Here is a 22,397-nt window from a genome sequence, read left to right on the forward strand (position 1 = left end):
CGCGAACGATTGGCGGAGAGTGAGCGTCTCCGGCCTCGGCGGGAGGAGCGCAACAGCGTCGGACCTGGGAGTCGCCCGAGCCGATAGGGGATCCCGGTGAGCCAGGTGAGCCGTGTGCGTGGCGTTAGTTTCGGAACCGGGAGGCGAGGTCCTTCGCGTGTTCTGGGTTGAGCGACTGGGGGCCAACGTTGTTGAGATCGTGGTCGGTAGCGAAGGACTCGGGTTTCACAACGTGAGAGACGTCGTCGAACGCCGCATCTCGGGATTCGCAGAGGGTTTCGCAATCGCGTTCCGCGCCAGTTGCGACGACGATTCCGTCCGAGGGCTCTTGGTGGGGGTAGATTTGGACGAGGACGTGGTGATCGGTCGGCGAGCTCTCTGATTCGGTCGTCGTGTTGGTGGACTTCATGATGTACTCCTCTACCTCAGTGTCGGGAGGTAAAAACAGTGCCGCGGGGGGTGAGACTGCGGACACCTGAGCGACTGCGGGTAGGTACCGAGCTGTGGCGCAGCCCGAGCGGGCGGTGTGGAGAGCGAGGGAGGGGGAGGCGCGAACGACTGGCGGAGAGTGAGCGTCTCCGGCCTCGGCGGGAGGGCCACAGTGGCGAACGATTCACTCGGAGCGCGTCTCACCGGCCTGACGAGAGCGCCGAGGGTGGCTACCCCCAGGTAGCTCCGCAATTGGCGCACTCATGATAGACGGCGCGATCGCCGTCCCCAGTTGGGAACCGCGCCTTTGGTAGCTTCCCGACGTTCGGGTTGTCGCAACACTGGCCGTCGTCGCGCTGCTCGCCGCCGTCGTCCGATTCGCTTCGGGCCATGTTCGACCGAAAGCCGCGGTTGTGGGTAATTCCTCGCCCCCTTGTGGGGTGACCAAGGGGAACCGCGAGCGGGCGGTGTAGAGAGCGAGCGGCGACGGATTTACCCGCAAGCGCGGAAGTTCGGGAGTGGCCCGAAGCAGCGAATCGGTCGTCGGCAAGTCGTGACGACGGCCAAGTCCGTCCACCCGAACGAGGTGAAGTACGAGGCGGTGAGCCCGGACGGGGAGCGCGACGCTCGACATCGTGAGTGGGTATCGGAGCTACAGGGGAGTAGCCCACGCGCGGTGGCGGGATGACGCGGGAGGGGCTGGGGCAGTAAGAGCGGGAAACCGGCGCGCGGTTTGCGCCGGGCAAACGTTCTTGACTGCCCTGGCGGTGGCCCCTCCCGCTTGGGCGGGGTAGTCGCGAGCGCAGCCGGACTACGAGGAGGGGGCTGGGGCAGTAAGAGCGGGAAACCGGCGCGCGGTTTGCGCCGGGCAAACGTTCTTGACTGCCCCGGTGGGAGCCCCCTCCGACATGCTCTGGTCTGGGGAGGCGGAGCGGTAGCGGTCCCAGTGCGCGCGTGACCCCGACGCGCGTGCGCCGCCCCAGTCATGTCCCAGTCGCGGTCTCGGAGTGGAAGACGGTCCAGTCGTTGCGCGCGACTCCGACGCGCGTGGTCGTGTCCGACCGCGGTCGCGGTGGCTGATCGGGACAGGACCGATGCCCTCCGGCGCAGCCGAGACGCTCGGGCGGTGTTGAGAGAGCGTCGAGGAGGGGAGGAGGGGAGGGAGGTGGAGCGTTGCGGTCCGACCCTCCGGGCGTCGGGGGAGGGCAGCTGTGCGGAACCGGCCGCCTCCGGTCGAGGCGGCCGCCGCGGCGCGACCGGTCGCGGCGAGCGGTTCAGGCCATGGCCGCGTCGAGTTCGTCCTCGGTGATCCGGCCCATCGCCCAGTCGTTGACGGCCTCCATCTGCTCGGTCGTGAGCGTCGCATCGCCCGTGTTGGCCGGCTCGCCGTTCATGTCGCCGATCCACTGGTGCGTTCGGGAGTCCACATCCCACGCCGACCGGGAGGGCTTGTCGCCGCCGAGCTTCCGGCGGGTTCCGGGACCGTCGCCGTGCGAGAGGTGGTGAATCTCGGCGTCGGCGTCGACGGCGATGCTGGTCTGGTATTCGCCGTTGCGCTTGTAGGCGTTGACCTTGCCGCGAGTGATCCGGACACGGTCGCCCTCCTTGAGCGTCGGCTTGCGGCCCGACTTCTGCCAGACGACGACCTTCACGGTCGCGCCGTTCCCATCGGAGAGGAGACCGACCTGTCGCTGACCCTTGCCGCGAGGCGACCACAGCACGTCGACGTTGGCCTCGATCGTCGTCTGGTACTGCTGGAAGGGGTCGATCTCCTTGATGGGCTGGCGGACCTCGGGGAATCGCTCGACGGAGTCCTTGACGGACATCATCGCCTGAAACACGGAGCGCCCGTCGGCGACCTTGCGAGCGAGGAGCTGGCTGAGGGACGCACGCGAGAGCGCACATTCGCCGTGGAACCGGTCGGCGAGTCGCGCCGCCTGCGTGTTCACGTCGCCGACCTGCTCGGGGGTGAGTTCCTCGAAGGGGTTGGTCTCGGGTTCGCTCGGGGTCTCGGGGGTCTCGTCGCTCGTCGTCCGGGCGTAGTGGGTGTCGCTCGTGACTTCCTCACGGCATCGCTCGGCACGCGACTTGATCTCCTCGCCCGCATCGGCGGCCTTCTCGCGCACGGAGTGGAATCGCTCGGCGAGTTCGGTGGACTTCCGGTCGGCCTCGGCCTCGCCCTCGATCCGTTCCTCGACCGCGAGCGTGTACGACTCACGGCGCATCTCGGGGTCGTCGAAGCCCCGCGGCGCACGCCGGGACTCGCGACGACTGATCTGGCCTTCCGTTCCCATGTCCGTCGACTTGAGGCCGCCCGCGGCGTCGTGGGGGTTGCCGAGCGCGACCGTCATCACGTCCGCGCCGACCGTGATCCCGCCCGACCCACCGAAGGACTGGCGACCGGTCTCCTCGTTCGACCACACGCCGCGGACGTTCACATCGTTGTCGGCGATTCCGTAGGCTCCGGTCTCCGCGATGTCAGGGGTTCGGTTGGACATGAGTTATCTCCCTCTATTACTGCCTACGTGGGCAGTAACCTTAAACCCTTCGTTAGGCGGGTATGAGGGGGTTGAAACCCGGATTTCGGTCTTGGGAGTCCGGTGGGGGCGGGGACGAGAACTGCGGTCGGTCGAGGAAGCCGGACGCACCCGCAGCGAGGCTACGGCGAGCGAGGACGCCCGGCAGCCCGGAACGGCGCGAAGCGCCGCAGGCCCGGCAGCCCGGACCGACGGAAGTCCGGCGAGGCGGTGACGGAGCGGGAGGTGCTGAGCCGCGTACGAGAAACGTGCGCGATCGTCGTCGCGGTCGACGCGGAGGTGGTCTGTGGTCCTGGTGGATGAAAGGGCGAGGTAGGCTCGAACCGTCCCGGACCCCATAAGCACCGCAGCGAGCTGTGTGGAGAGCGAGGAGCGCAGTGCGGGTCCCGGAACGGTCGGTCGAGCCTGCCGAGGGCTTTCGCGGTCTTCTTCACCGACTCCGCTGTCGCTGTAACCGACATGTTCTTGCCGACGTAGGCACTATCTCTGAGTATGCCACGCCCACCGACCGTCTCCGATGACGACATCGTTGATGCCATCCGAGAGCACGAAGACGCCGTGTTGTCGACGTCCGAAGTCGCCGATGAGTTGTCACTGAAGCGCCGAGGAACGCTGAACCGACTGAAGGACCTCCATGATGAGGGGCGGATCGAATCGAAGACCTTCCAGGATCGGTTTGCTGTGTGGTGGATCCCACACGACGCCGACGCGCCGGAATCGGGAGATCGCTGAAGCGGGTTCTCGGTAGCGGTCAAGGCGCAGCCCGAGGAGCGACCGCACCGCAGGGAGGGGGAGGGGGCCAAGGCAGTAAGAGCGGAAAACCGGCGCGCGGTTTGCGCCGGGGAAACGTTCTTGACTGCCTGTGCGGAGGCCCCCTCCGGCCTCGGTGGGAGGACGGTCCGGTCGCGGAGATGGAGTGATGCTGAGTCTCGCCGAAGGCGCTCAGCGCCAGCTCGTCTGGCGCGACCCGGCGCGCGAGCAACGCGCGGATGGTCGTCGGTCGGCCGCAAGGGCGACCGTGGCCGTGACGGTCACGCCGGGGCGTCGACCCGCGGCCCGTAGTGGTCCATCAGCCGCCGAACGTACTCGGCGGCAGCCCCGGTGGTCTCGAACGTGTCGCACGCGACACGGACGAGGAAGTCGTTCTGGTGGACGGTGACGTGGACGTCGCCGTCGCCGGGGGTGTAGATGGTGAGCGTCGTCGGCTCGTCGACGGCGTGCTCGAGACACGCCCAGACGGTCGCCGCGTTCGGGACGTGCGCTATCGCGCTGGCCGGGATGCCCCGCTTGCGGAGCTCCCAGTCGCGACCGGCGGTATCGAAAGAGGCGGGGTCCATCTTATCGAGTCCGGAGTGGGGTCGCCGTTCCGATGGGTGCGCCCATGTTGGCCGCGCGGCGCTTCAGGTCCTCGATGCTGTCGTCGTCGGAGTGGGTGTGTTCGTTCATCTTCGGCCTCTACCCAAATCGGGGGACAGAAACTCTCGCCGGGGGCGTCGCTCTCCTCCCGGCCTCGCGTCTTGTCAATCGTTACAACGTCCGGGCGAACAAGTTGACAAGACCGGCTACAGGTCTGCCAGCGATTCGAACTCGGCGTCGACGTCGGTGTGCCACTCGATCGACGGCCGCCGGGAGCCGTCGTGTTTGTGCATCCGGACAACCGACCGGGACTGGTCGCCCGTCGCCGACGCGAGCTGTGCGCCGGCCCAGCGGATCATGGCTTCATCGGTCGGGGACGAAGCGAGTGAACGGAGGTGGCCCATGAGGTGTCGGGCGGTGTCCGCGGAGAGATCGTCGACGGCGAGCTCGACAGGCCACGCCGAGCCGTGGCCGGGCTGGTGGTTGCGACTGCGAAGGACGGTCGCGTCGAATTCGTTGAAGACCGAGGCCATTCGCGTCAGGGCCGCCGGGGAGTGCTCTTCGATGAACAGCGAGAGCGCCTGACAGAAGAACGTCGATGTTCGCTCGTCGATGCCGTCGAACCAGATGGTGATCGCGTTGTGCTCATCGAGGTCGGCGTCGTACACAGTCGGCGTCTCGACGAACGGAGTGTCGGTGGGGGATAACTGACTACTCATGATCTCTCTCACTCGCCATCGAGAGGTAGAAACTCCTCGCGGGGCGCTCGGTGGTTGGGTGGCTCCTGCGGAACCCACAGAGGACGGACGCTGTTAGGCGTCGAACTCCTGAAGGATCGCTTTGCGGGTGGTCGCGTTGTCGAGGCGGAACACCTGGACATGGAGACCGGCTTCGCGAGCTTGGTCGATCATGTCCGCGGTCCCGTTGGAGTCGCCGTCCCAGAACGCGACGAGCGCGTCGGCGTGGTCGGCCATCTCGCCGTTGCGGCGGGGGCCGGCCCGAGCGTCGTACTTGCCGTACTGGCCTTCGCGGACGACGGCGTCCGGGTGGTCGATGTCGTTCCAGTCGGGGGTGAACTGGACGACGTCGACATCCGAGCGGTAGCTGGCCCACGTCTCGCCCCACTGGTCGGGCGAGGAGTCGTTGCCGCCGCTGACCAGTTCGTCGATCGCGCGGCGGTCGATGCCGGCGGCGTAGAACGCACGGGCGACGACGGCCCGCTGTTCGGTCTCGGTCAGCGACAGCTGCTCGGAGAGGTCGCGGGAGCCGGCAACGATCACTGCGGGGTAGGCCTGTGCTGATGACGCCGTCCGGTCGGACATGCTACTACTCACAGTTCACTCGGAGGGTAGAAACTCTTCGGGTGGTACGCGGGTGCGCTACTCGGGGCCGCCCTGGATGATGTGGACGTCGCCCTCGAGAGCGTCGGGAGACTCCTTGATGTCATCGAGGATCTGGTAGCCGTCGTATCCATCCGCAATCCGGACGCGGACCTTCATCACCTCTGCCGGCACTGAGTTGACGTCGCCGAGGAACTCGACCAGTGTGGCGTCCTCATGGCCGTCGAAGTAGTCCTTGATGGCAGACTTCACTTCGTCTGCGCGTTCATCGAGCGATCCATCGAAGCCGAAATTGTACGTGAAGACATCAACCATATCGGTACACCTCAGTCGCGGGATAAAAACCACAGGGAGCATCTGACCTCACCCCGGACTGCCGCTGTAACGCATCCAGTGATCGAGTGTCGTCGTGGGGGCACACCCCTCTATCGAAATGAAATCGGACCCCCCGTTATCGACTTGTAACCGGACCCCTCTATCGATGTGTTCGATACGGACCCCCCGTGTTCGATGTGTGACCGGACCCCCCTCGGAGCGACTGGGGGGTGACCCGGCGGGCGCTACACTTCGACGGCGTTCCAGTCTGCGTCGGTGTCGGCGTGCCACTCCATCGTGCTGCCGAGGTCGTCGGCGGTCTCGGCCACGCGGACGATCGACCGGGGCTGGTCAGCGGTTGCCTTCTCGAGGACGGAACGGAACTCGGCGATGCCCATGAGCGAGCTGCCCATCTTCCGGCCGGCGGTGACCATCCGGTGGGCCAACTCGGAGTCGACGCCTTCGATCTCGACTTCGACGGGCCACCGACAGTCGGGGGGCGTCTCGTCCATCGGCTGGATGCCCACCGTCTTCTCCACCGGGCTTTCGGTGACGTCGGTGAAGATCCCGAGGACCTGGAGGAACGGATCAGCGTCGTTGGTCTCAAGCGTTCGCGAGAGTTGCTCGGCGAGGGTGGTTGCCGTCCGGATGTCAACGCACTCGATGTAGATGGCGACCACGTTCTCGGAGTTGAGGCTGTGCGTTCCGTAGTCGGTGGCTGTCCGAACGTCGACGGTGTCTTCTTGCGGTGTACTCATTCAGTTCTCCTCTACCCCCGTCGGGAGCTACAAACCCCCGCGCCCTACTCGTGACCTCCACGTCGGGATCGGACAAACAGTCTGCGGCCTGGTGGATGAAAGGGCGAGGGTCACTCCTGTTCGCTGAGTCGACCTCTATCCCGGTCGCGGTTTGACCGGGATATGTTGCTCAGCGGGCAGGAGGGGACCGAGGGCTTTCTACGGCTCCTCCACCACCCCGCTACCGATACTCCATACAGGTACCCACACCCAGCCTGCGCTGACGGCTCCCCCACGGGTGAGTGACTGATAGCACACCCCCTCGCTGAGACGTTCCCCTATGGGGGCCGTGGCAGTACCACCGCTGTCTCGAGTAAGGGGCCGTCTGTTCCAACTGTCCAGTAGCCCGTTCTCCGTGGGCGTCTCCGTCGTGGTTGATCGCCGTCTGCTGATCGGACTCCCCCTGTCCGGGCTGGTGTCGCTGTGTCGGTCCTCGGTGTTCGCGAGGCTGGCTCCCATCGCGGGTGGTCTGAAGAAACGTCGTCGGGAGTGGTCCACGCAGTGCTGGATGGCTTCCTGCTGATGCTCACAAAGGTGGAGGGTGGTGTGTCCCCGTCCGGTGCTACTCGCATCGGTCGGAGGTGGTCCCCCAGCTGTTCGTCTCGCCCTGGTGTTGCCTGTCGCTGTCTGCTCGACGTCGCCGGGCGTTCAGTTGTCGTCGGCTTCGTTGTCGTCGTGGTACCAGCCGTCGTCGCCGAAGTAGGGGTGTGGTGTGACGAGGTCGACGCCGGTTGTTCCCTCGGGCAGCGGCATGTTCCCGATCTCCTCGCTGCGCTCTTCGAGCATTTCACCAAACTCACCATCTGCGTCGATGGCTAATTCCATCAGCATCCGTTCCATCTTGATGTTGAGCTGTTCCATCTTGATCCGCTGGTGGCGGTTGTTCACCCCTTCGCGAAGAAGTAGCTTCAGAGTCAGGCTTCGGGATATCTCGTGGTGGTCTGCGATGTCATCGATGAGCTCCGCTAGTTCATCAGACACATGGCAGGTGACGTTAGTTGCCATCGTAACTCTCCGTTCATCGGGTGCCCTCTTAAGTCGTCCCCTCAGACGAATCCCCACCTCCGTTCTGCCGGCCTCGGCTACTCCCCGCCGACGTGCCACCACCCGGCTCCGTCCTGTTGCCTCCTGCCCGCGGCAACCGGGGGGATGATCATCGCCTCTCCACCCTCACCCTCTACACCACTCCCAGTGGTTACCCCCGCTTGCCCCCACGCGCCGGAAAGCCCCTTTGCTGTAGCTTCCCATCTGGTGCTGTCGATCGCCGCATCGGTCTGTCCCACCGCGTGGCTGGTCGTCGATGCAGGTCCCCACACCGAGAGTTGATGGATGGTCTGTTGCTTCTGGTCGACGTCGATCGCTGTCCCTGTCTGGTTGTGCCAGCCGGGGGTCGTCTTCGCTCGCTGTCCGGTGTTGTTCTGTCCGAGTGGGCCACCCCCCTGTCTCGCACTCCTACGCGCCCCCTCCCAGGCTGTTTCCTCTGCGCCCAGAATCCAGTATCTGATTTCTGATATAGTTCTCCTGTCTCTCTCACCGATCGCTCACTTCTCCTCTCTCCCCCTCGGCCCCGTCCTGATCTATCGCTACGCGGTCGACCTTCCGGTCGTATTGCCCTCTAGGCCCCTAACACTGTGAATTCGCGGAACCCACGCAGACTGATCGAGAGGTATATTAGAGAAGCTCTAAAGCTCCCTCAGCCTGTTAGAACCCACGCAGCGGGATTATGGGGGAGGGTGCGTTGATAATAATCCCCCCAGAATCGACAGCCGTCTAGCGATAAACAACTACATCAGATGGAATATATAACATATCAGGTATGGTCCAGAAAGGCGTTGGGTCTTGCGATTATGGTCGGTTTTGAGGCAACTATTGCCACCTATCATGGAGTTAGGCTATACCGCTCTCATGTTGCGATTACATCGCTGATAGCATACCCCCACGAATCGGGTTCCGTCCTGCGATTAGAGATTGGACGCGGTTGTGTCAAATGTGTATTGTTCTGGAATTGTAGTACGATAACAACACCGGTCAAATCGCTTCTCGTCTTGCGATTATGAGAATTATCACAACTCCCCCGCTATTCGCATCTCGTCTTGCGATAACAGAATTTGAGAGATCTTCACCCATCATGTCGTGATGGTCCGAGTGGCTGATAAAGAAACCCTCCAATCTAGTTGTCTTCGTGCGATTATGATTTTGATAAGAGATTGGCTGTATCGCTCTCCCGTCTTGTGATTTATTAGTACTGGTTCGTCGTAATTGTCTGAACTATTATGAGATGGTCGTTGTTGGGTTCAATGAAGCGGTTTGGTTTCTGTCGGGAGGAGATCGATTCTTAATTAGATTGTTCTGTGATACGCGATAGACATCCACCTGTTGTGCCCTGTATGACGGAGATATTTTGGCTAGGTTTCTCTGAGATTTTCGATTGATATCGATTTGCTGTGCCATCTGTGGCGGAGATATTCTGATTAGATTGCCGTTCGCATATCGTTTTTATTGGGTTTTCTAACCGATACCAAAGCGGTTCACTCCCTTATTTTCAGCACAGTCTTGCTCTAGGCGGCCCCATTAGCTTAGAACGTGGTGTGTTCGTGGGGATAGTGTTTAGTGTTATAGTGATCGCTGAAGGATTGAAGAACTGTTGCTAGGCCTGTTCAAATGAGAGTCCGGAAGGGATGTCTGAGTTATGGATTGATTCCGCACAAGAAAATGAGTGGGGAGGATATGGCCGCTAGTCGTCGCCTAGATCTTCCCTGAGTTTGTTGATGCCGAAGATTCTCTCCATCCCCGGCACGTCCAGCTTGTCGCTAGTCTTCTCGAAGTTGGTCGTGCTGGTTGCTTCTACGTATCCGATCTGGTCAGCGAGAGACGACAGGAGCTGGCGCATCCCGTCGATGTCTTTGACCACCCAGATGCCGTCACCGGGCATGTTTGCGAGCTTGATGTAGTCGTCCTCAACGTGTCGCCGCTTGTTGGGAGATGTTTCAACCTCAACGGTTTTGATGCGATCGTCCAGAGAGTCGTCGGTCGGCTTGGCGTACAGGTCGTACTTCTTCTCTTCGTTGTCCGGGCTGTAGTACATGTGCGTCTCGTAGCCGAGCGCGTCGTAGTGTGCCTGGATGAGCTTGACGCCGACACGATGCTCCGGGCTCTCCCGGCCGTACTCACCGCCGTCTCGTGGCGCGAGATTGCGATCCACGACGACGTTTGCTTCGTCTGTCGGCCAGTAGTACGCCTGCCTGTTTCCGAGCGTGAACTTCTCGAGGTATCCCCAGTCACAGAGGTCTGCTGCCGTCTCGCTGTAGGGAAGTTCCTTCATCGAGTCCTTGATGTGGTAGCCGTTTACCCCATCGGTGAGCGCGTCGTAGACCATCCGCAGGAACATCTCGTGTTCGTTCGTGAACTCCTCGGTGTCCGCTGGGGAGGTGTCATCATCGCCGTCGTCGCCGTCATCGTCTTCATCTGCGCGTGCTTTCACGCCGCTGTCCATGTCGATCGCCTCGTGTTCGCGGTTGACGCAGTGGCGATACCGACTTCGTTCACGCACAGAATCCGCGAGCGAGTTGACGTTGAATGGTCCCGCGTTGTGTCCTGGCGGGATGGGAAGCGGCCGGAGCGTGAGTATCTCTGGCTTCTGTTTGTGGAAGCCCGTCGACGGCAGCTGGACGATCCACTCGCCACGCCGAAGCCCGGAGATGCGGTCTTTGATCTCATCATTTTCGAGGTCCTCGTGGAACAGCGACTCCGCGAGGAGGTCGTCGGTCGCGACGTTGCCGATGATCTTCGTGTTGATGTTGTTGAGAATCTCCTTGTACGCCCGCCGATTGTCGTTTGGATTGTCTCCGAGTACCTGCTCAGGATACTGCATGATGAGTCCCAGCGAGAGATTGAATTCCCGCCCTTTCGGGAGCAGTTCTCGGTAGACAATCTCGTTGCGAGCGATGTTTGCGGACTCCTCGATGATGACGTTCGTGATGTATTCGTCGTCGTCCGGCGTCCAGATGGACTGCGCCGATGTCCACAGGTGCGAGAGGAACAACACAGTGAACACTTCGCTGCTGGCTCCACGAAGGCTTCCCGTGTCGATGAGAACGACTTTGTTTGAGTTGAGGATGCTCTTCATGTCGAGCATCGGTATCTCCTTGCTGTACCAGTTTGTCTCGTCGTTCCAGTATTTATCCTCGATCGTGTACGACAGCATATCCCAGATGAAGTCGCGTTCCTTCAGCTTCCGGATCCGATTGAGGACTGCGTCCGTCGTGTTCATGAACTGCCGTGCGTCCTTCTCGAGGTGCGATTCGAGGATGGACGTGACCTGCGTGTCGGCCGTTCGCGGGATTGCTTCGAGGACTTTGTCGTAGTCTTCGTCGAGGTCTTCGACCTGCTTGCCGTACTTCTGGAACTCCTGTGCGGCCTGCATGAGCTCACCGATAGAGAAGTAGTCCTTTCCGTGGTCTTTGTCGAATAGCGCCTTGATGAGATTGGTGAGGATCTCGTTCGCGACGAACGCCTGTTCGACTGTCTTCTTTCCCAGAACGAAGCGCAATATCTGGAAGTAGTGGTCGATGATATCCTGTTTAGCCGTCTCGCGTGTCCGCCCGGCACCCTCTGTGAGCGGCCGGAGATCGAAGAACGGCATCCCCGGAACCATGCCGTCTGCCTCGGGGATCTGGATATATTCGACGTCGTCGACGTTGCCGAACAGCGTGCGATGACACCGCAGGTAGTTCTCACACATCTCGCCGTCCTTGGGGTCGATGAGGATTGTTGGCCCCTCGAGGTCATTGTGTGTGGTCAGCATATCGTTGATCGTTGCGACCGTCTTCCCGCTGCCAGTCGTCGCAGCACGGATGTAGTGCTGGGTGAGATGGTCCGCAGACAACGACAGTGCGTCCCGTTGCGAGAGGTGGTTCCACCACTCGTTTTTCGTCTCGATGGTGCTGATATCGTCGGGCTTGTCGCGGTGATCACGCAGCGCGGTGACGGCGTGACCGATCGTCATCCCCTTGGAGAACTCCTTGAACACCTCCTCGTTCGGCGAGGTGAGCGGCGACTGTGCCGTGGGCATCCCGCCGGTCCCACCGCGACTTGCTTTCGGGAGCGAGTCGATCGACGGGACCGTGATGAAGTTTGAGAGCTCGTCGATGTTACAGACGAGCAGCGGTTTTCGTCGCGTCCATGACTCCAGCCCGTTCGGGTAGGTGATGCCGTGGTTGAGCATCCGTTCGTACTCAGCATCGTTTGTCCCGAGGTAGTTCCCCTCGATGGAGTAGAACTTCCCGCTGACTTGGTTGAGCGCGTCTTGGAGATTGCGCGCCGTTTCCGCGTCGGATGCTGCGGCTCGCAGTGAGACGTTGTATGTGTGCGACGGGTCCTTCAGGTCGATCTGTCCCATCCGACTGGTTCCTGAGCGGTAGCCGCCGGTCTGTGAGTCGTGGATTGAACCACCGATTTCATGCGGCGTATCGCTCCGGTGTCGCTCCTGTTTCTCTTCGTCGGAGACGCCAAGGGCACCATCTATGAGCGTTCGGAGGACGAGTCCGCCGGTTGTATGGACGCCCTGCTTGAGGTTTCCTTTCTGCCGTTCTGCCTTTGGAGACCAGTCTGCCCGTGGCTCGAAGACACTCTGAAAGACGACCGCGCCATCCGATTGGATGATCGTCTCGAGGAGGTTTGAGAGTGGTGAGCGTTCGATTGCTTCGTTGTCGTACGACGAGAGTGTCGTCATCCAATCGCGCCGCTTCTCTTCGACACCTTCCCAGCGGACCATCTCAGGGACGTCCTCGAAGATGTTTGTGATGTCGAATTGTTTGCGCCCGAACTCGAAGTTTTCCGGATACTGCGATCGCGTCGTGCTCTCAAGCCGGTCACATGTAACGTCGCCACGCTCACCAGGCCCGATGAAGAACTTGAACTGCGCTTCGTCCTCGGGCTTGTAGATGATGAACTCGAAGTTCGATACTGGCTCGATCCCAGCGATGTGGAGCTCCATGTCGAGCGGGAGCTTCCGTCCGTTCCCGTAGCGGTGGAGGCCGTACAGTTCGCGTTTGACGGTCTCTGAGTTCACTTCCTCACGGACTGGTGTGATTTGGATGTACTCCTGTTCGGATTCGATTTCCTCAATGAAGTTTTCAGCCTCACCGTCGCTGAGCGTTCCACTGAGAGACGGATCAGATGCTGATTCGTAGTCCGCGGGGATGGTGATCGGCTCTTCGTCTTCATCCTCTACCTCCCCATCTATCGCGGCCTCGAAGATATCGAAGTCGCCGTCAACCACCTCGGGTGTCGGCGTCTCGTCGTCTTCGACCGATGGTTCGCTTGTCTCTTCAGCTGGTGCTGGCGAGGCACTGTCCGTAGTGTCGTCGGCAGTCTCATCGAAGAGGGTCGGCGGCTGTTCCTCGGATGGTTCGTCTGGGCCGGGCGGTTCTCCTGGCGAAGGAGTATCGCCTTCCCGGTGGTTGTCGTCTTGGCTCACCGTGAACTGTACGTCACAACCAGATTAGTTATGTCTTGTGCCCCCGTTTTCTCTCCTCTCCCGATGTGGGCTCACAGAGGCAGGATTGTTAGAAATCTGTGGGTTTCACCATCCGGTTCCCATAGTGGTTGTCGTCCCTAATCTCGGTACTTCATCCACCACACGAGGAACAAACCAAGAGCGATCCAGTTGATAAAGACGAGGAGGTTCGAGATCATCGCGTGGAGGTATCCGATCGGCATCCTCACGATGTTGAGGGCGACCTTGCCTGTCCAGACCTTCGTTGATGACTCGCCATAGTGGGTGTCGAAGTCCTCTCGGAGAGGGTCCCCCTCGAAGCGCACGTCGACCGTAGAGACGTTTTCACTTACCATCTGGGTGAATTCCCCATCGGAGTTTGTGGTGGTCCTGTGGACAGATTCACCGTCGATGATGATCTCACGGTTGGGGACGGGATCATCGGTTTCTGAATGCTCGAGGGTGCCAGTGACCTCGTACGTGGTTGTGTTGAGATCGCTAACGATCCGCGTCGGTTCAACGGTGATTCGGTGGACCTCACCGATGGGGACGTCATTTCCGAATACGTCGGTGGCGGTGATTTCGATGTCCTCTAACTCGCTGACCGGCTGTGACAACTGTGAGCCGACAGTCCTGTAGAGTTGAACATCGCCCCCTGTGTCGATGACGTTCTCACCGAGGTTGATCCCTTCGTAGATCTGGGCTTGATCTTGCATGGTGGGTTTCACTCCGAGGGTGTTGGAAGCCGATGTTCTGTACCCCGCAGCGTCCATGTAGTCACGGTGGAGATTCGGCGTCTCGTCATGTTTGACAGACGTTCGGACCCACTGTGCCGAGCCGTCCCGTCGGTGCTCGACACGATCGTAGAGTGACTGAGAGAGGAAAATCCACGGGCTGTGGATCTTGTACTGGTCTTGGTGGGCGCGCTCCTTACAGAACAGTGCGCCACGCTCGATACACTCTTCGTTGGCCTTCAGCTCGATGCTTCCAAGCGGGTTTTTCTCTGGTCGCTGGTCGCCGATGATGTCGAAGTAAATCTCGTCACGGAAGGCATTCTCAACGAGGTAGGCATCAATCGTGAGGTCCGTTGCGTCTGCGGCCTCGATGGTGTAGTAGCTCGGGTCGTGGAAGGCACTTGCTGCGGACACCTTCTTTGTTTTTTCCCACGAGTTACCGGGGCAGGTGCTGTCGACACCGTAGGTGAGTTCTAAACCGATGAGAACGTCAGAGTAGAGTCCAAGGCGACCGCTCTGAGGATTGTCGATCGTGAGGATGTTCTGGTCGTTTTCAGTAACGTAGTATTCGTTGTCGTTCTGAAGAGACATCACTGAACTGCTCTCGATGATCTCCCACTCCTCATACTTAGTGTCCGTTCCGGTGAGAGTTTCGTCACCACTGACGTATGAACATTGTTCGCTACTGCTGTAATCTTCTGGGGTGGTGGTTCGGTAGTCAAACACTGTTGTGATATTGACTTGATCCGGATTCACCAGCCAGTAGTCGTCATAGAGCGCGCCTTCATCCATCCGAGCGACGTCGGCGTAGTGGTCGTGGACGACCTCGACTTCATCTTGCCAGTACCCTTCTGCTGTGGCACCTTGGACATCATACCGGGCGGAATTGTTCCCGTACCCTGCTGCTGGGACGATGCTCAGGTCGTTGCTCGTGTTGATGAACGTACTCCTTACAACATCTTGGTTGAGTTCAGTATAGTCCGTGAACTCGCCTTCATAAACTTCCGCATTGCTGGGATTTAGGACAGTTACTCCTTGGAAGGTGCCGCCTTCTTTCTCGTAGATGAACTCGGCGTTGCGGACCGGAATGGTCCCTCCCCGTCCCTCGATTTCGGCAAAGAGGAGGTTGTCGTCGCCCGTCATGATCGACTCGTTGACGGGGCGGCTCTGCCCGATGTGGACTAAATCAGTGACTTCCGCTTCGTCATACGATATCCAAGTGTCGTCGGTGGTGACTTGATACTCTGTGTAGAGGGCTTCCCGGAACCCATCTGTGAGCTGGGCAAACTCCGTGGTTTGGTCGACGGTATAGGTCCGTTCATCGAGCCTGAGGAGTGGCCGATCTACTTTGTACGTTCTTAGATCGACAGATTGGGATGTGACTGAAAAGATATCATCGTTGTTCCCTGTTGAGTTCACATCAATGTCGTTTGAAGCGAGGATGCGGTACGTACCCACGTCGTCTACCGGTGGGTTTTGTGTAGCAGTTTCGATCGGTGGATACTCGCCGTAGTCGCTTTCTTGGCCGTCACTGATGAGGATGGCCCCGCTCCCGATCACGAGGAGAAGTGCTAGTCCAATAACAGCCGAGGTTCGTTTATTGGGTAAGAACATGGTACAGGAGGTTCCAGAAGGCACTGTAGTTGGCCCCGATAATTGAGAACAGAACACCGATGCCGAATAAGCGGAATCCCCACGATCGGCGTTGGGTCCGTTTCTTGTTCATCTGCCATGCCATGAACCCAAGGAGGATGAGGGTCAATCCAAGGATCCAGAATACGCGATCAAGTCCTTCGAAGTGCTCGAACGCGGACCAGAGCATATCGAAGTCGAATTGCATCAGGGGTCCGGAAGCTGATGTCGAAGCGTACTCGCTTGGAACACTGGACAAAGACGACATGATGTGGCGGAGCTGGGTTGTCACAAGAGAGGAGAACGTAGGTCCATCCTCTAAGATGAACTCTGCTAATCGGGGGCTCATTAGTTCGTGCTACCCGCTATGCGGCCAGGTGTCTAAAATATAGGGGGTGGATTCGTTGTTCGTACCGGACTTTACGAACTGCCGGAACCGCCTTCCGCGACCCACTTCAGGAGGCTCACGAACGCCGTGAAGCCGAAGTAGAACACGATCATGGCGAGACCGCCGACGAGCAGCCAGACTCCGGTCTGGGCGCGCTCACTGCTACGACGGGCGGTGAACCAGAGGGTGGCTCCCGCGAAGACAGTCACGAAGCCGGCGTATTGAAGCGTTGTGTGGGCAACCTCGAAGAGATTGTCCAGCATGTTGGTGTATCCGTCCATCCCAGCTTCACAGGCGGAGGGATCCGAGGGGCTACAGTCGTTTGCGACCACGCTCGCCGCACCGATCCCACCCGCGGTGAGAACGAACGACAGAGCTAACATCGATAGTACAGCTCGTGAGATTGCTTGGCTCATGCGTCGAATTCTACAAAACAAGGTACTAATATTAATCTGCCGGTGGTTTTTGCTAAGTTTTCAACTCTAACAACATTATTCCTTGTCAGTTCACCAGTTTGAACATTGGAACGCCCTTACCCTGTTTCATGGCGAAGCTGTCGCTAGCCGAGTAGCGTTCAATAAATGAAGTGATGGACTATACGACTGGGTGGAAGTTCCGTTTAGGAACTACCAGAACCGCCTTCCGCGACCCACTTCAGGAGGCTCACGAACGCCGTGAAGCCGAAGTAGAACACGATCATGGCGAGACCACCGATGAGCAGCCAGACACCGGTCTGGGCGCGGTCACTGCTACGCCGAGCAGTGAACCAGAGAGTGGCTCCCGCGAAGACAGTCACGAATCCAGCGTACTGAAGCGTCGTGTGAGCAACCTCGAAGAGGTTGTCCAGCATCGACGTATAGCCGCTCATTTCGTTCGATTCGCAGTCGTCGAAGTTCTCAACGACATTGTCGTAGTCGTCGACGTTAACTTCCTCACAGTTCGTCGTGGTATCCGCGACGGCCGATCCAACACCGAGCCCCATGCCCGTTGCGACGAACGAGACGAGGAGCATTGACAGTACAGCACGCTTAATTTTTTGGCTCATGCGTACAGTATGACCTCCCCATGGTACCGATATATAATTATCGGTCAAATAGGCGTGAAACTTTCAAAATATACAATATAATCCCCTGTCAGTTCAAATTCGAAAACAAAGATAGTTGTTAGTTCAATTTGTTGAACTGGGATTGTCGTCTCGAAATGGACTATCGTATAAAAAGAGCGGCCTAGAAAAGGTCCGACCAGAACGATCGAGACGGGCCAGTTTCGTTGGGATCGTCACTGGGTTCGGCGGGTGCTTGAGATTCCGCGGGGACCAGGTCGGTGCTGGTCTCTGTTTCATGCGCTGGAACGTCCTGAGGTGGCTGGCGTTCCCACCGTACACGTTCTTGCGCCTCGAGTCGCTCGACGAACTCTTCATCAAGGATGTCCTCCATGGGGATTTCATCGTCACTCAGCCCCTCCGCGATCTCGTCGAATACGGGGTGATTCTTCGCTTTACACATCACGAAGAGAACCTGCTGAAGCGTCTCCAGCTGGTGTTCGCGTTTGTCGACGATGCGTTCGTAGTGCTCCAGCTCACGGTAGACGCGGGAGACTTTGTTCTCCTGCATCTGGATCTCGTTTTCGAGTTGGGTCTGGTACTCGCTCAGTTCCTCTTCCATCTTCCCGAAGTCCTGCTCGAGGACCTCAACTCTCCGTCCGAGTTCGGAGGGGATCGTCTCGTTTCCGCTGACAGAGTCGCTCCCGTCTTTGATCTCCTCTTTCTCATCTTCGTCGTCTTCTGCCTCGCTGTCGTCGGTCTCCGAGTCTTCTTCACCCACATCATCCGAATCGCTGCTCTCCCCTTCAGATTCGGAACTGGTGGTTCCGGAGTTGGTGTCTGAATCATCGTTGTCTTCTTCAGACTTCTGCTGTTCGACGTGGTCTGCCTCTAATGCTTCAACTGCGGCCCTGCCCTCTTCTGGATCGAGTTCGTCTTCTGCCGCAGTTTCGTCGCTTTCTGTCTCGGTATCGCTATCGCTATCGGAGGGGTCCTCTCCATCCGAGAACATGCTCCCTTCCGACTCAGATGGTCGGTTGAATCCATCATCGAGATCGGACGAGACATCTACGGTCACCGTGTTGGACGACGGATCATCGTCGGTGGTGTCGTCATTTTGATCCTCGTCGGCGGTCGGTTCGTCGTCCGTATCCGCTATTTCGGCGGGTTCTTCTGTTGGATCAGCCGTAAAACGGTCTGAATCCGGTTCTGTCTTGCTGGGGGAGAAGTCCGAGACTGAAGGATTCCGCTCGCCACGAGTCCGGCGGTTTCTCTCAGTCCGGGTGTTTCCCCTGCGTCGACGGGTGTCGTCTGGGGTTGGGTCCGTTACCTCCTGATCGGATTCCTCACCAGAGCTCGCCTGACTGTTGGATTTGAACCCATCCGGCCCGCCTCGGCCGGTACTTCGACTTCGACGTCCGCCGCCGGTCGTGCTTACGGGATCAGATCCGGCTTCATCGTCGGTTGCCTTTTTTTGAGGAGTCGGTTGGGCGTCGCTCTGGGTGTCCTTGTCCTGGTCTGCGCTGTCGTCATCGGATCGGGTCTGTACTTCGTCATGGCGATCGTCGTCGTAGTGGGTGTCCACACGGATGATCGCCTTCTCGATGGTCCGCTCACCGTAGGTGGTCCCGTCCGAGTAGTGCTCCTCGTTCCACTTTTCACGCATGAGGCCGGATGCCCGGAAGATCCGATCGATGAGGACAGGATCGCCACTACACCAGAATGCGAGCTTGTTACAGAACACCATGTCTGCTTCAGATTGGCTGTAGCCCGTCTTGTTGTGGTCGTCTGAGAAGCTGAAGAACTCCTCCCAGTGCCCACGCCAGAGGAGCGTGAACCCGTAGCCGTTGTCTGCCTTCTTCGCATCGGTCAGCAGTTCCTGTTCGTACGCGGTGAGGTCCTCTGTCGTTGGACCGAGTGAAAACGGGATGTCGACATCTCTGTCGTACCCGAGATTCGCTAAGTTGGGCCGTTCTCCGCTTGGGGGAGTGATCTGTATGTTCTCGCTGCTGTCGTCGTCTTCGTCATCCTCGTCTTCTCCGTCCAAGAGATACTCGGTGTAGACGTTGGTGAGGCCCTCCTGGTTGCTGTTGAGCGTTGCCTCCTCATCCGTATCGAGAGGCTGCCCATCCGACGAGACGACGTTGCCGGTGACGGTGAAGTAGCGACCGTCTTCGTAGATTTCGATGTTCCCCTTTCGGCGGCGATCGCCGGGGATCTCGCCTTCGAGGATGATGTGAGCGCCTGTGCCCGACGGGCTGATCTCGATGAACCCGTCCATTTCGTCCATGACTTCGAGTGCCCAGTCTTCCCACTCGCCGGTTTCCGCATCGCGACACTTGTCGAGGTCGATCCCAACTAGGTCGTCATCTTCGGTAAAGACAAATCCGACGCCGTCGTGGTTTTTCCTCTTCACCCTCACATTTCCGAAACTGGTCCACGTAGATGGGTCGTCAGTCTGTGCGTACCCTCCGTTAGGGTCCTTGGGGAGTTTCGTTTCTTTTCCGTCTCGCATCCCAGTGTCCCAGCAGATCCACTGCTTGCGGTCCCTCAGTTCACTCGGGATATTAGTTACTTGAATGTCCATTGTTGGCTTCGTGTTGGCGTGTGTATCTACTCTCGCACCCACGGGTCATATTCTTAACCCCCATGTGGGTCTTCACTCTCACCGCTACCACACCTCTCTCACTACAAGATGAGAGATAAAAAACAAACCAGTTCGGCACTTAACAGGCGATTCTCTCTGGGGCAGGCGATCGCTCCTCCGTCAGTGTTGAGACCAGAAGTGCTGGAGTTCCCGGCCGAGCTCTGGAGGGGAGATCGGTCTGAATTCATCTGTCGCGTGTTCTGGGAAGTGCTCGCGAACACTGGTGAACGTCCGGCTATTCGCGTACCGCTCGTCGATGAGGACACGGACGCCGACGTCCTCGACGCCGCGGATGACTCGGCCGAGTGCCTGTCTCGTCTTCCGAACAGCGGGAACGGTAAAGGCGAAATCGAAGCCGTTGTTATCGAACCGTTCATCGTACGCCGATTGGATGGCCTGAGAGAGGTTCGTTGACGTGTTGGTGATCGGAACGCCACAGACAACTGCCGCGTTGAGCTTGTCGCCGTCGAAGTCCACACCCTCTGTGAGCGTCCCACGGAGGCTTGTTGCGAGAACTTTGGGCTCGCCATCGAAGAAGGCCTGCTTGAGCTCCTCAGTCGCCGCGTCGGAACTGCTGGTGTCGGTTAGAACCGGTTTGGTGACGTTCGGGTTGCCGTCTAACATCCTGCTTGCCCACATGGCTTCGAGGTAACTCGGCATGAACACGATCACGTTCCCTGGCGTGGTGTTCACGACCGAGGTTATTGTCTTCCCGTACGTAGTTCGCAGTTCCGGGTGTTCGTCGGGTGGCCACCGATTTGAGTAGGTGAACTTCTGAGCGTCGACGGCGAACGATGCTCTGTTCTCCTGTGGGAAGCCGAGATCGAACGCGACCTTGCCGACGTTTCGCTGTCTGTCTGTGGAAGGCGATTGTGTACTCCCTCCACCGCCCCCGACAGAACCGATATCAGGGATATGGACGGTGTCCTCGTCTCCTTCTGGAATGTTGGCGCTGGCGATCGCCTTGGTGACGAGACTGCTGGTGGGCTGGGTCCCTTCTCTGAGTTTCTTCACTCCAGTGACTTCTTCGTAGATGTCGAGGGGTGAGAGCGTGGCCGACATGAGGATTGCCCCACCGAAGGTATCGAGAGTCGCGGCGATCTCGTTTTGGGGGATCGCGTTGTTGATCTGGACCTGCGCGTAGTAGCCAGTTCGCCACGGGCGGGTAGAATCGGCAGTCGAGCGGGTCCCCTTCCGTGGGATTAGCTTGATCTCGCGGAAGTATTCGGAGTCACCACCTGTCCACCATCGGTTGAGGAGTTCGTAAACGTCGCTGATAGCAAACGATCCGTCTGGGCTCTTCTCGTCAACTTCGCGCGAGATGACGTCGCGGGCAACGCTCACTGCTCGGGCGGCGAGGAGGGTTTTCTCCCAGATGTCCTCGTAGTCGTTGTCTTCTACCCATTTTCGGATGCTGTCCGGGCCGGGGTTCTGTGGGTTTTGTAGCGCGATCGAGAGTTCGTCGCGGTTCTTCCTCCGGCACTTGTCCTTCCAGTTGGTCCCGAGTTCGTCTCGAAGCCCCTGTATCGTGCTTTTGTGGAATTCGTCTTGGATTCGCTCAACGAATTTGGATGCAGTTAGCAGATCGGGGCCAGTCAGACCCGTGTTTCCGATGACGGCATCTGCGAGCTGGCATTTCCGAGGGTGGCCCTTCCCGGTGATCCAGCGTTGGACGAGAGTGATGTCGTCAGCGGCTTTGGAGAACGTGGAGTAATTGACGCTGTACGACAGCTGGTCTCGTACTTGGTGGACGAGTTCGTGAGCTTCGTCGCAAATGAGCAGGGTGGTGTCGTCGATGATGCCTCCGGTGAATCCAGCCACCGTCTTCGGGTTGAAGGCGTGCTGGTAATTTCCGAATAGAGCCATGCCTTCGTCGTGGAGTCGGCGCATTTCGACGTGTGGGCAGGTTCCCGCGCGTGCCGCGGTCTTGAGTGTCTCTTCGCCTGTCGTCACATCGAAGATGGAGAGCGGGAACGAGTCTTTGACTGAATTCGTGATATGTTTAGCGTAGAATGGACAGTATTCCTTCCCGGCGACAGTCGGGATCGACGGTTGGACGCCCGCTTTCGCTCCGTCGAACGTGAGCGTGTCCTCGACAGATGGCTCCCGTTGAGCATACGAGAATAGGCCAAAGGCGGCGTTGGCTTCTCGACTGTTATTCTGTCGCGCCGCTTTCGCCATCAAACTCCGCGTGTTATCCCGCAACTCGATACATCGGTGGTAGATGTCTTCCTTCTCGATCTCGCCAGCCTGGACATACGGGCACAGGTCGGCCTTACCGACGAGAGTCAGTCCGGGGATGTTGTTGTCCGTCTTCCTGTTGATCGTCCGTAGGTCTGATTCGAAGGCGCTCAGTTGCTGCTTCTTCGATGTGATGACGAGTACGCGGTCGTATTTTGTCTCTGGGTCTTTGACGAGGCTGATACCCGCAGTGAGCGCGATGAGGGTCTTCCCGGTCCCACACGGACCCTCAAGAAGGAACACGCCCCCGTCGCGAACGGTGTCGATGCTTTGGTTGATACCTTCTCGTTGATTCGGGTATGGCTTGAAGGGGAAGATATCCTCCCAGATTTCGCTGTCGTCGGATCGCTGGCTCTCGGTCATGGGGCGATTGAGTACCTAGTACGTCGGAGGAGAGTTACTTAAATCCGTCCCGCAAAACAGGGCTGAAGATTGCTGAGCCG

At 59.2% G+C, this 22,397-nt stretch carries 17 protein-coding genes; 2 read left to right on the forward strand and 15 right to left on the reverse strand.

Annotation, left to right across the window (positions count from 1 at the left end; all coding sequences use genetic code 11):
* Positions 1-124: 124 nt before the first annotated feature.
* Together NO887_RS09310 and NO887_RS09315 are read right to left on the reverse strand one after the other, a co-directional pair.
* On the reverse strand, positions 125-409 hold the full coding sequence (locus NO887_RS09310; RefSeq protein ID WP_256396942.1) for a hypothetical protein: 285 nt from the start codon (positions 407-409) through the stop codon (positions 125-127).
* A 250-nt stretch (positions 410-659) separates the two neighbouring features.
* Positions 660-821, reverse strand: coding sequence for a hypothetical protein (locus tag NO887_RS09315; protein ID WP_256418071.1), 162 nt, complete (start codon positions 819-821; stop codon positions 660-662).
* 161 nt (positions 822-982) lie between these two features.
* Between NO887_RS09315 and NO887_RS09320 the strand changes: the two genes are divergently transcribed.
* Positions 983-1,117 carry a hypothetical protein gene (locus tag NO887_RS09320; RefSeq protein ID WP_256418072.1) on the forward strand — a complete coding sequence of 45 codons (135 nt, stop codon included), beginning with the start codon at positions 983-985 and terminating at the stop codon, positions 1,115-1,117.
* Positions 1,118-1,703: 586 nt separating this feature from the next.
* On the opposite strand, the gene NO887_RS09325 is transcribed toward NO887_RS09320, so the two are convergent.
* On the reverse strand, positions 1,704-2,927 hold the full coding sequence (locus NO887_RS09325; RefSeq protein ID WP_256397258.1) for a single stranded DNA-binding domain-containing protein: 1,224 nt from the start codon (positions 2,925-2,927) through the stop codon (positions 1,704-1,706).
* Between the two features lie 531 nt (positions 2,928-3,458).
* On the opposite strand from NO887_RS09325, the gene NO887_RS09330 reads away from it, so the two are divergent.
* Positions 3,459-3,698, forward strand: coding sequence for a hypothetical protein (locus tag NO887_RS09330; protein ID WP_256418073.1), 240 nt, complete (start codon positions 3,459-3,461; stop codon positions 3,696-3,698).
* Positions 3,699-3,997: 299 nt separating this feature from the next.
* On the opposite strand, the gene NO887_RS09335 is transcribed toward NO887_RS09330, so the two are convergent.
* The 12 genes from NO887_RS09335 to NO887_RS09390 form a co-directional block, all read right to left on the reverse strand.
* Positions 3,998-4,303: a hypothetical protein gene (locus NO887_RS09335; protein WP_256397256.1), complete on the reverse strand. Its 306-nt coding sequence runs from the start codon at positions 4,301-4,303 to the stop codon at positions 3,998-4,000.
* A 225-nt stretch (positions 4,304-4,528) separates the two neighbouring features.
* Complete coding sequence (locus tag NO887_RS09340; RefSeq protein WP_048076068.1) at positions 4,529-5,041, reverse strand: hypothetical protein; 513 nt, start codon at positions 5,039-5,041, stop codon at positions 4,529-4,531.
* Between the two features lie 93 nt (positions 5,042-5,134).
* A complete protein-coding gene (locus NO887_RS09345) occupies positions 5,135-5,644 on the reverse strand; it encodes a hypothetical protein (protein WP_256397254.1) in 510 nt (169 codons plus the stop codon).
* 57 nt (positions 5,645-5,701) lie between these two features.
* A complete protein-coding gene (locus NO887_RS09350) occupies positions 5,702-5,977 on the reverse strand; it encodes a hypothetical protein (RefSeq protein WP_256418074.1) in 276 nt (91 codons plus the stop codon).
* 245 nt (positions 5,978-6,222) lie between these two features.
* Complete coding sequence (locus NO887_RS09355) at positions 6,223-6,735, reverse strand: hypothetical protein (RefSeq protein WP_256397252.1); 513 nt, start codon at positions 6,733-6,735, stop codon at positions 6,223-6,225.
* A 687-nt stretch (positions 6,736-7,422) separates the two neighbouring features.
* The gene (locus NO887_RS09360; RefSeq protein WP_256418075.1) at positions 7,423-7,779 is read right to left on the reverse strand and encodes a hypothetical protein; all 357 of its coding nucleotides are present in this window, start codon (positions 7,777-7,779) and stop codon (positions 7,423-7,425) included.
* Positions 7,780-9,508: 1,729 nt separating this feature from the next.
* Positions 9,509-13,252: a type IV secretory system conjugative DNA transfer family protein gene (locus NO887_RS09365; RefSeq protein ID WP_256397249.1), complete on the reverse strand. Its 3,744-nt coding sequence runs from the start codon at positions 13,250-13,252 to the stop codon at positions 9,509-9,511.
* A 137-nt stretch (positions 13,253-13,389) separates the two neighbouring features.
* The gene (locus tag NO887_RS09370) at positions 13,390-15,675 is read right to left on the reverse strand and encodes a hypothetical protein (RefSeq protein ID WP_256418076.1); all 2,286 of its coding nucleotides are present in this window, start codon (positions 15,673-15,675) and stop codon (positions 13,390-13,392) included.
* Positions 15,676-16,056: 381 nt separating this feature from the next.
* Positions 16,057-16,440 carry a hypothetical protein gene (locus NO887_RS09375; RefSeq protein ID WP_256418077.1) on the reverse strand — a complete coding sequence of 128 codons (384 nt, stop codon included), beginning with the start codon at positions 16,438-16,440 and terminating at the stop codon, positions 16,057-16,059.
* A gap of 203 nt (positions 16,441-16,643) precedes the next feature.
* Positions 16,644-17,069: a hypothetical protein gene (locus NO887_RS09380; protein WP_256397246.1), complete on the reverse strand. Its 426-nt coding sequence runs from the start codon at positions 17,067-17,069 to the stop codon at positions 16,644-16,646.
* Between the two features lie 181 nt (positions 17,070-17,250).
* Positions 17,251-19,482 (reverse strand): phage NrS-1 polymerase family protein, encoded by a 2,232-nt coding sequence (locus tag NO887_RS09385; protein WP_256397245.1) that lies wholly within the window; start codon positions 19,480-19,482, stop codon positions 17,251-17,253.
* A 351-nt stretch (positions 19,483-19,833) separates the two neighbouring features.
* On the reverse strand, positions 19,834-22,317 hold the full coding sequence (locus tag NO887_RS09390; protein ID WP_256397244.1) for an ATP-dependent DNA helicase: 2,484 nt from the start codon (positions 22,315-22,317) through the stop codon (positions 19,834-19,836).
* Positions 22,318-22,397 lie beyond the last annotated feature (80 nt).

Origin of the sequence: Halorubrum laminariae (genome assembly GCF_024494655.1) — an archaeon.
Classification (GTDB): Archaea; Halobacteriota; Halobacteria; order Halobacteriales; family Haloferacaceae; genus Halorubrum; species Halorubrum laminariae.

Excerpts from the sequence above, each read along its gene's own strand:
- NO887_RS09310 (WP_256396942.1), bottom strand. The coding sequence starts at position 409 with ATGAAGTCCACCAACACGACGACCGAATCAGAGAGCTCGCCGACCGAT.
- NO887_RS09315 (WP_256418071.1), bottom strand. The coding sequence starts at position 821 with ATGGCCCGAAGCGAATCGGACGACGGCGGCGAGCAGCGCGACGACGGC.
- NO887_RS09325 (WP_256397258.1), bottom strand. The coding sequence starts at position 2,927 with ATGTCCAACCGAACCCCTGACATCGCGGAGACCGGAGCCTACGGAATC.
- NO887_RS09330 (WP_256418073.1), top strand. The coding sequence starts at position 3,459 with ATGCCACGCCCACCGACCGTCTCCGATGACGACATCGTTGATGCCATC.
- NO887_RS09335 (WP_256397256.1), bottom strand. The coding sequence starts at position 4,303 with ATGGACCCCGCCTCTTTCGATACCGCCGGTCGCGACTGGGAGCTCCGC.
- NO887_RS09340 (WP_048076068.1), bottom strand. The coding sequence starts at position 5,041 with ATGAGTAGTCAGTTATCCCCCACCGACACTCCGTTCGTCGAGACGCCG.
- NO887_RS09345 (WP_256397254.1), bottom strand. The coding sequence starts at position 5,644 with ATGTCCGACCGGACGGCGTCATCAGCACAGGCCTACCCCGCAGTGATC.
- NO887_RS09350 (WP_256418074.1), bottom strand. The coding sequence starts at position 5,977 with ATGGTTGATGTCTTCACGTACAATTTCGGCTTCGATGGATCGCTCGAT.
- NO887_RS09355 (WP_256397252.1), bottom strand. The coding sequence starts at position 6,735 with ATGAGTACACCGCAAGAAGACACCGTCGACGTTCGGACAGCCACCGAC.
- NO887_RS09360 (WP_256418075.1), bottom strand. The coding sequence starts at position 7,779 with ATGGCAACTAACGTCACCTGCCATGTGTCTGATGAACTAGCGGAGCTC.
- NO887_RS09375 (WP_256418077.1), bottom strand. The coding sequence starts at position 16,440 with ATGAGCCAAGCAATCTCACGAGCTGTACTATCGATGTTAGCTCTGTCG.
- NO887_RS09380 (WP_256397246.1), bottom strand. The coding sequence starts at position 17,069 with ATGAGCCAAAAAATTAAGCGTGCTGTACTGTCAATGCTCCTCGTCTCG.
- NO887_RS09390 (WP_256397244.1), bottom strand. The coding sequence starts at position 22,317 with ATGACCGAGAGCCAGCGATCCGACGACAGCGAAATCTGGGAGGATATC.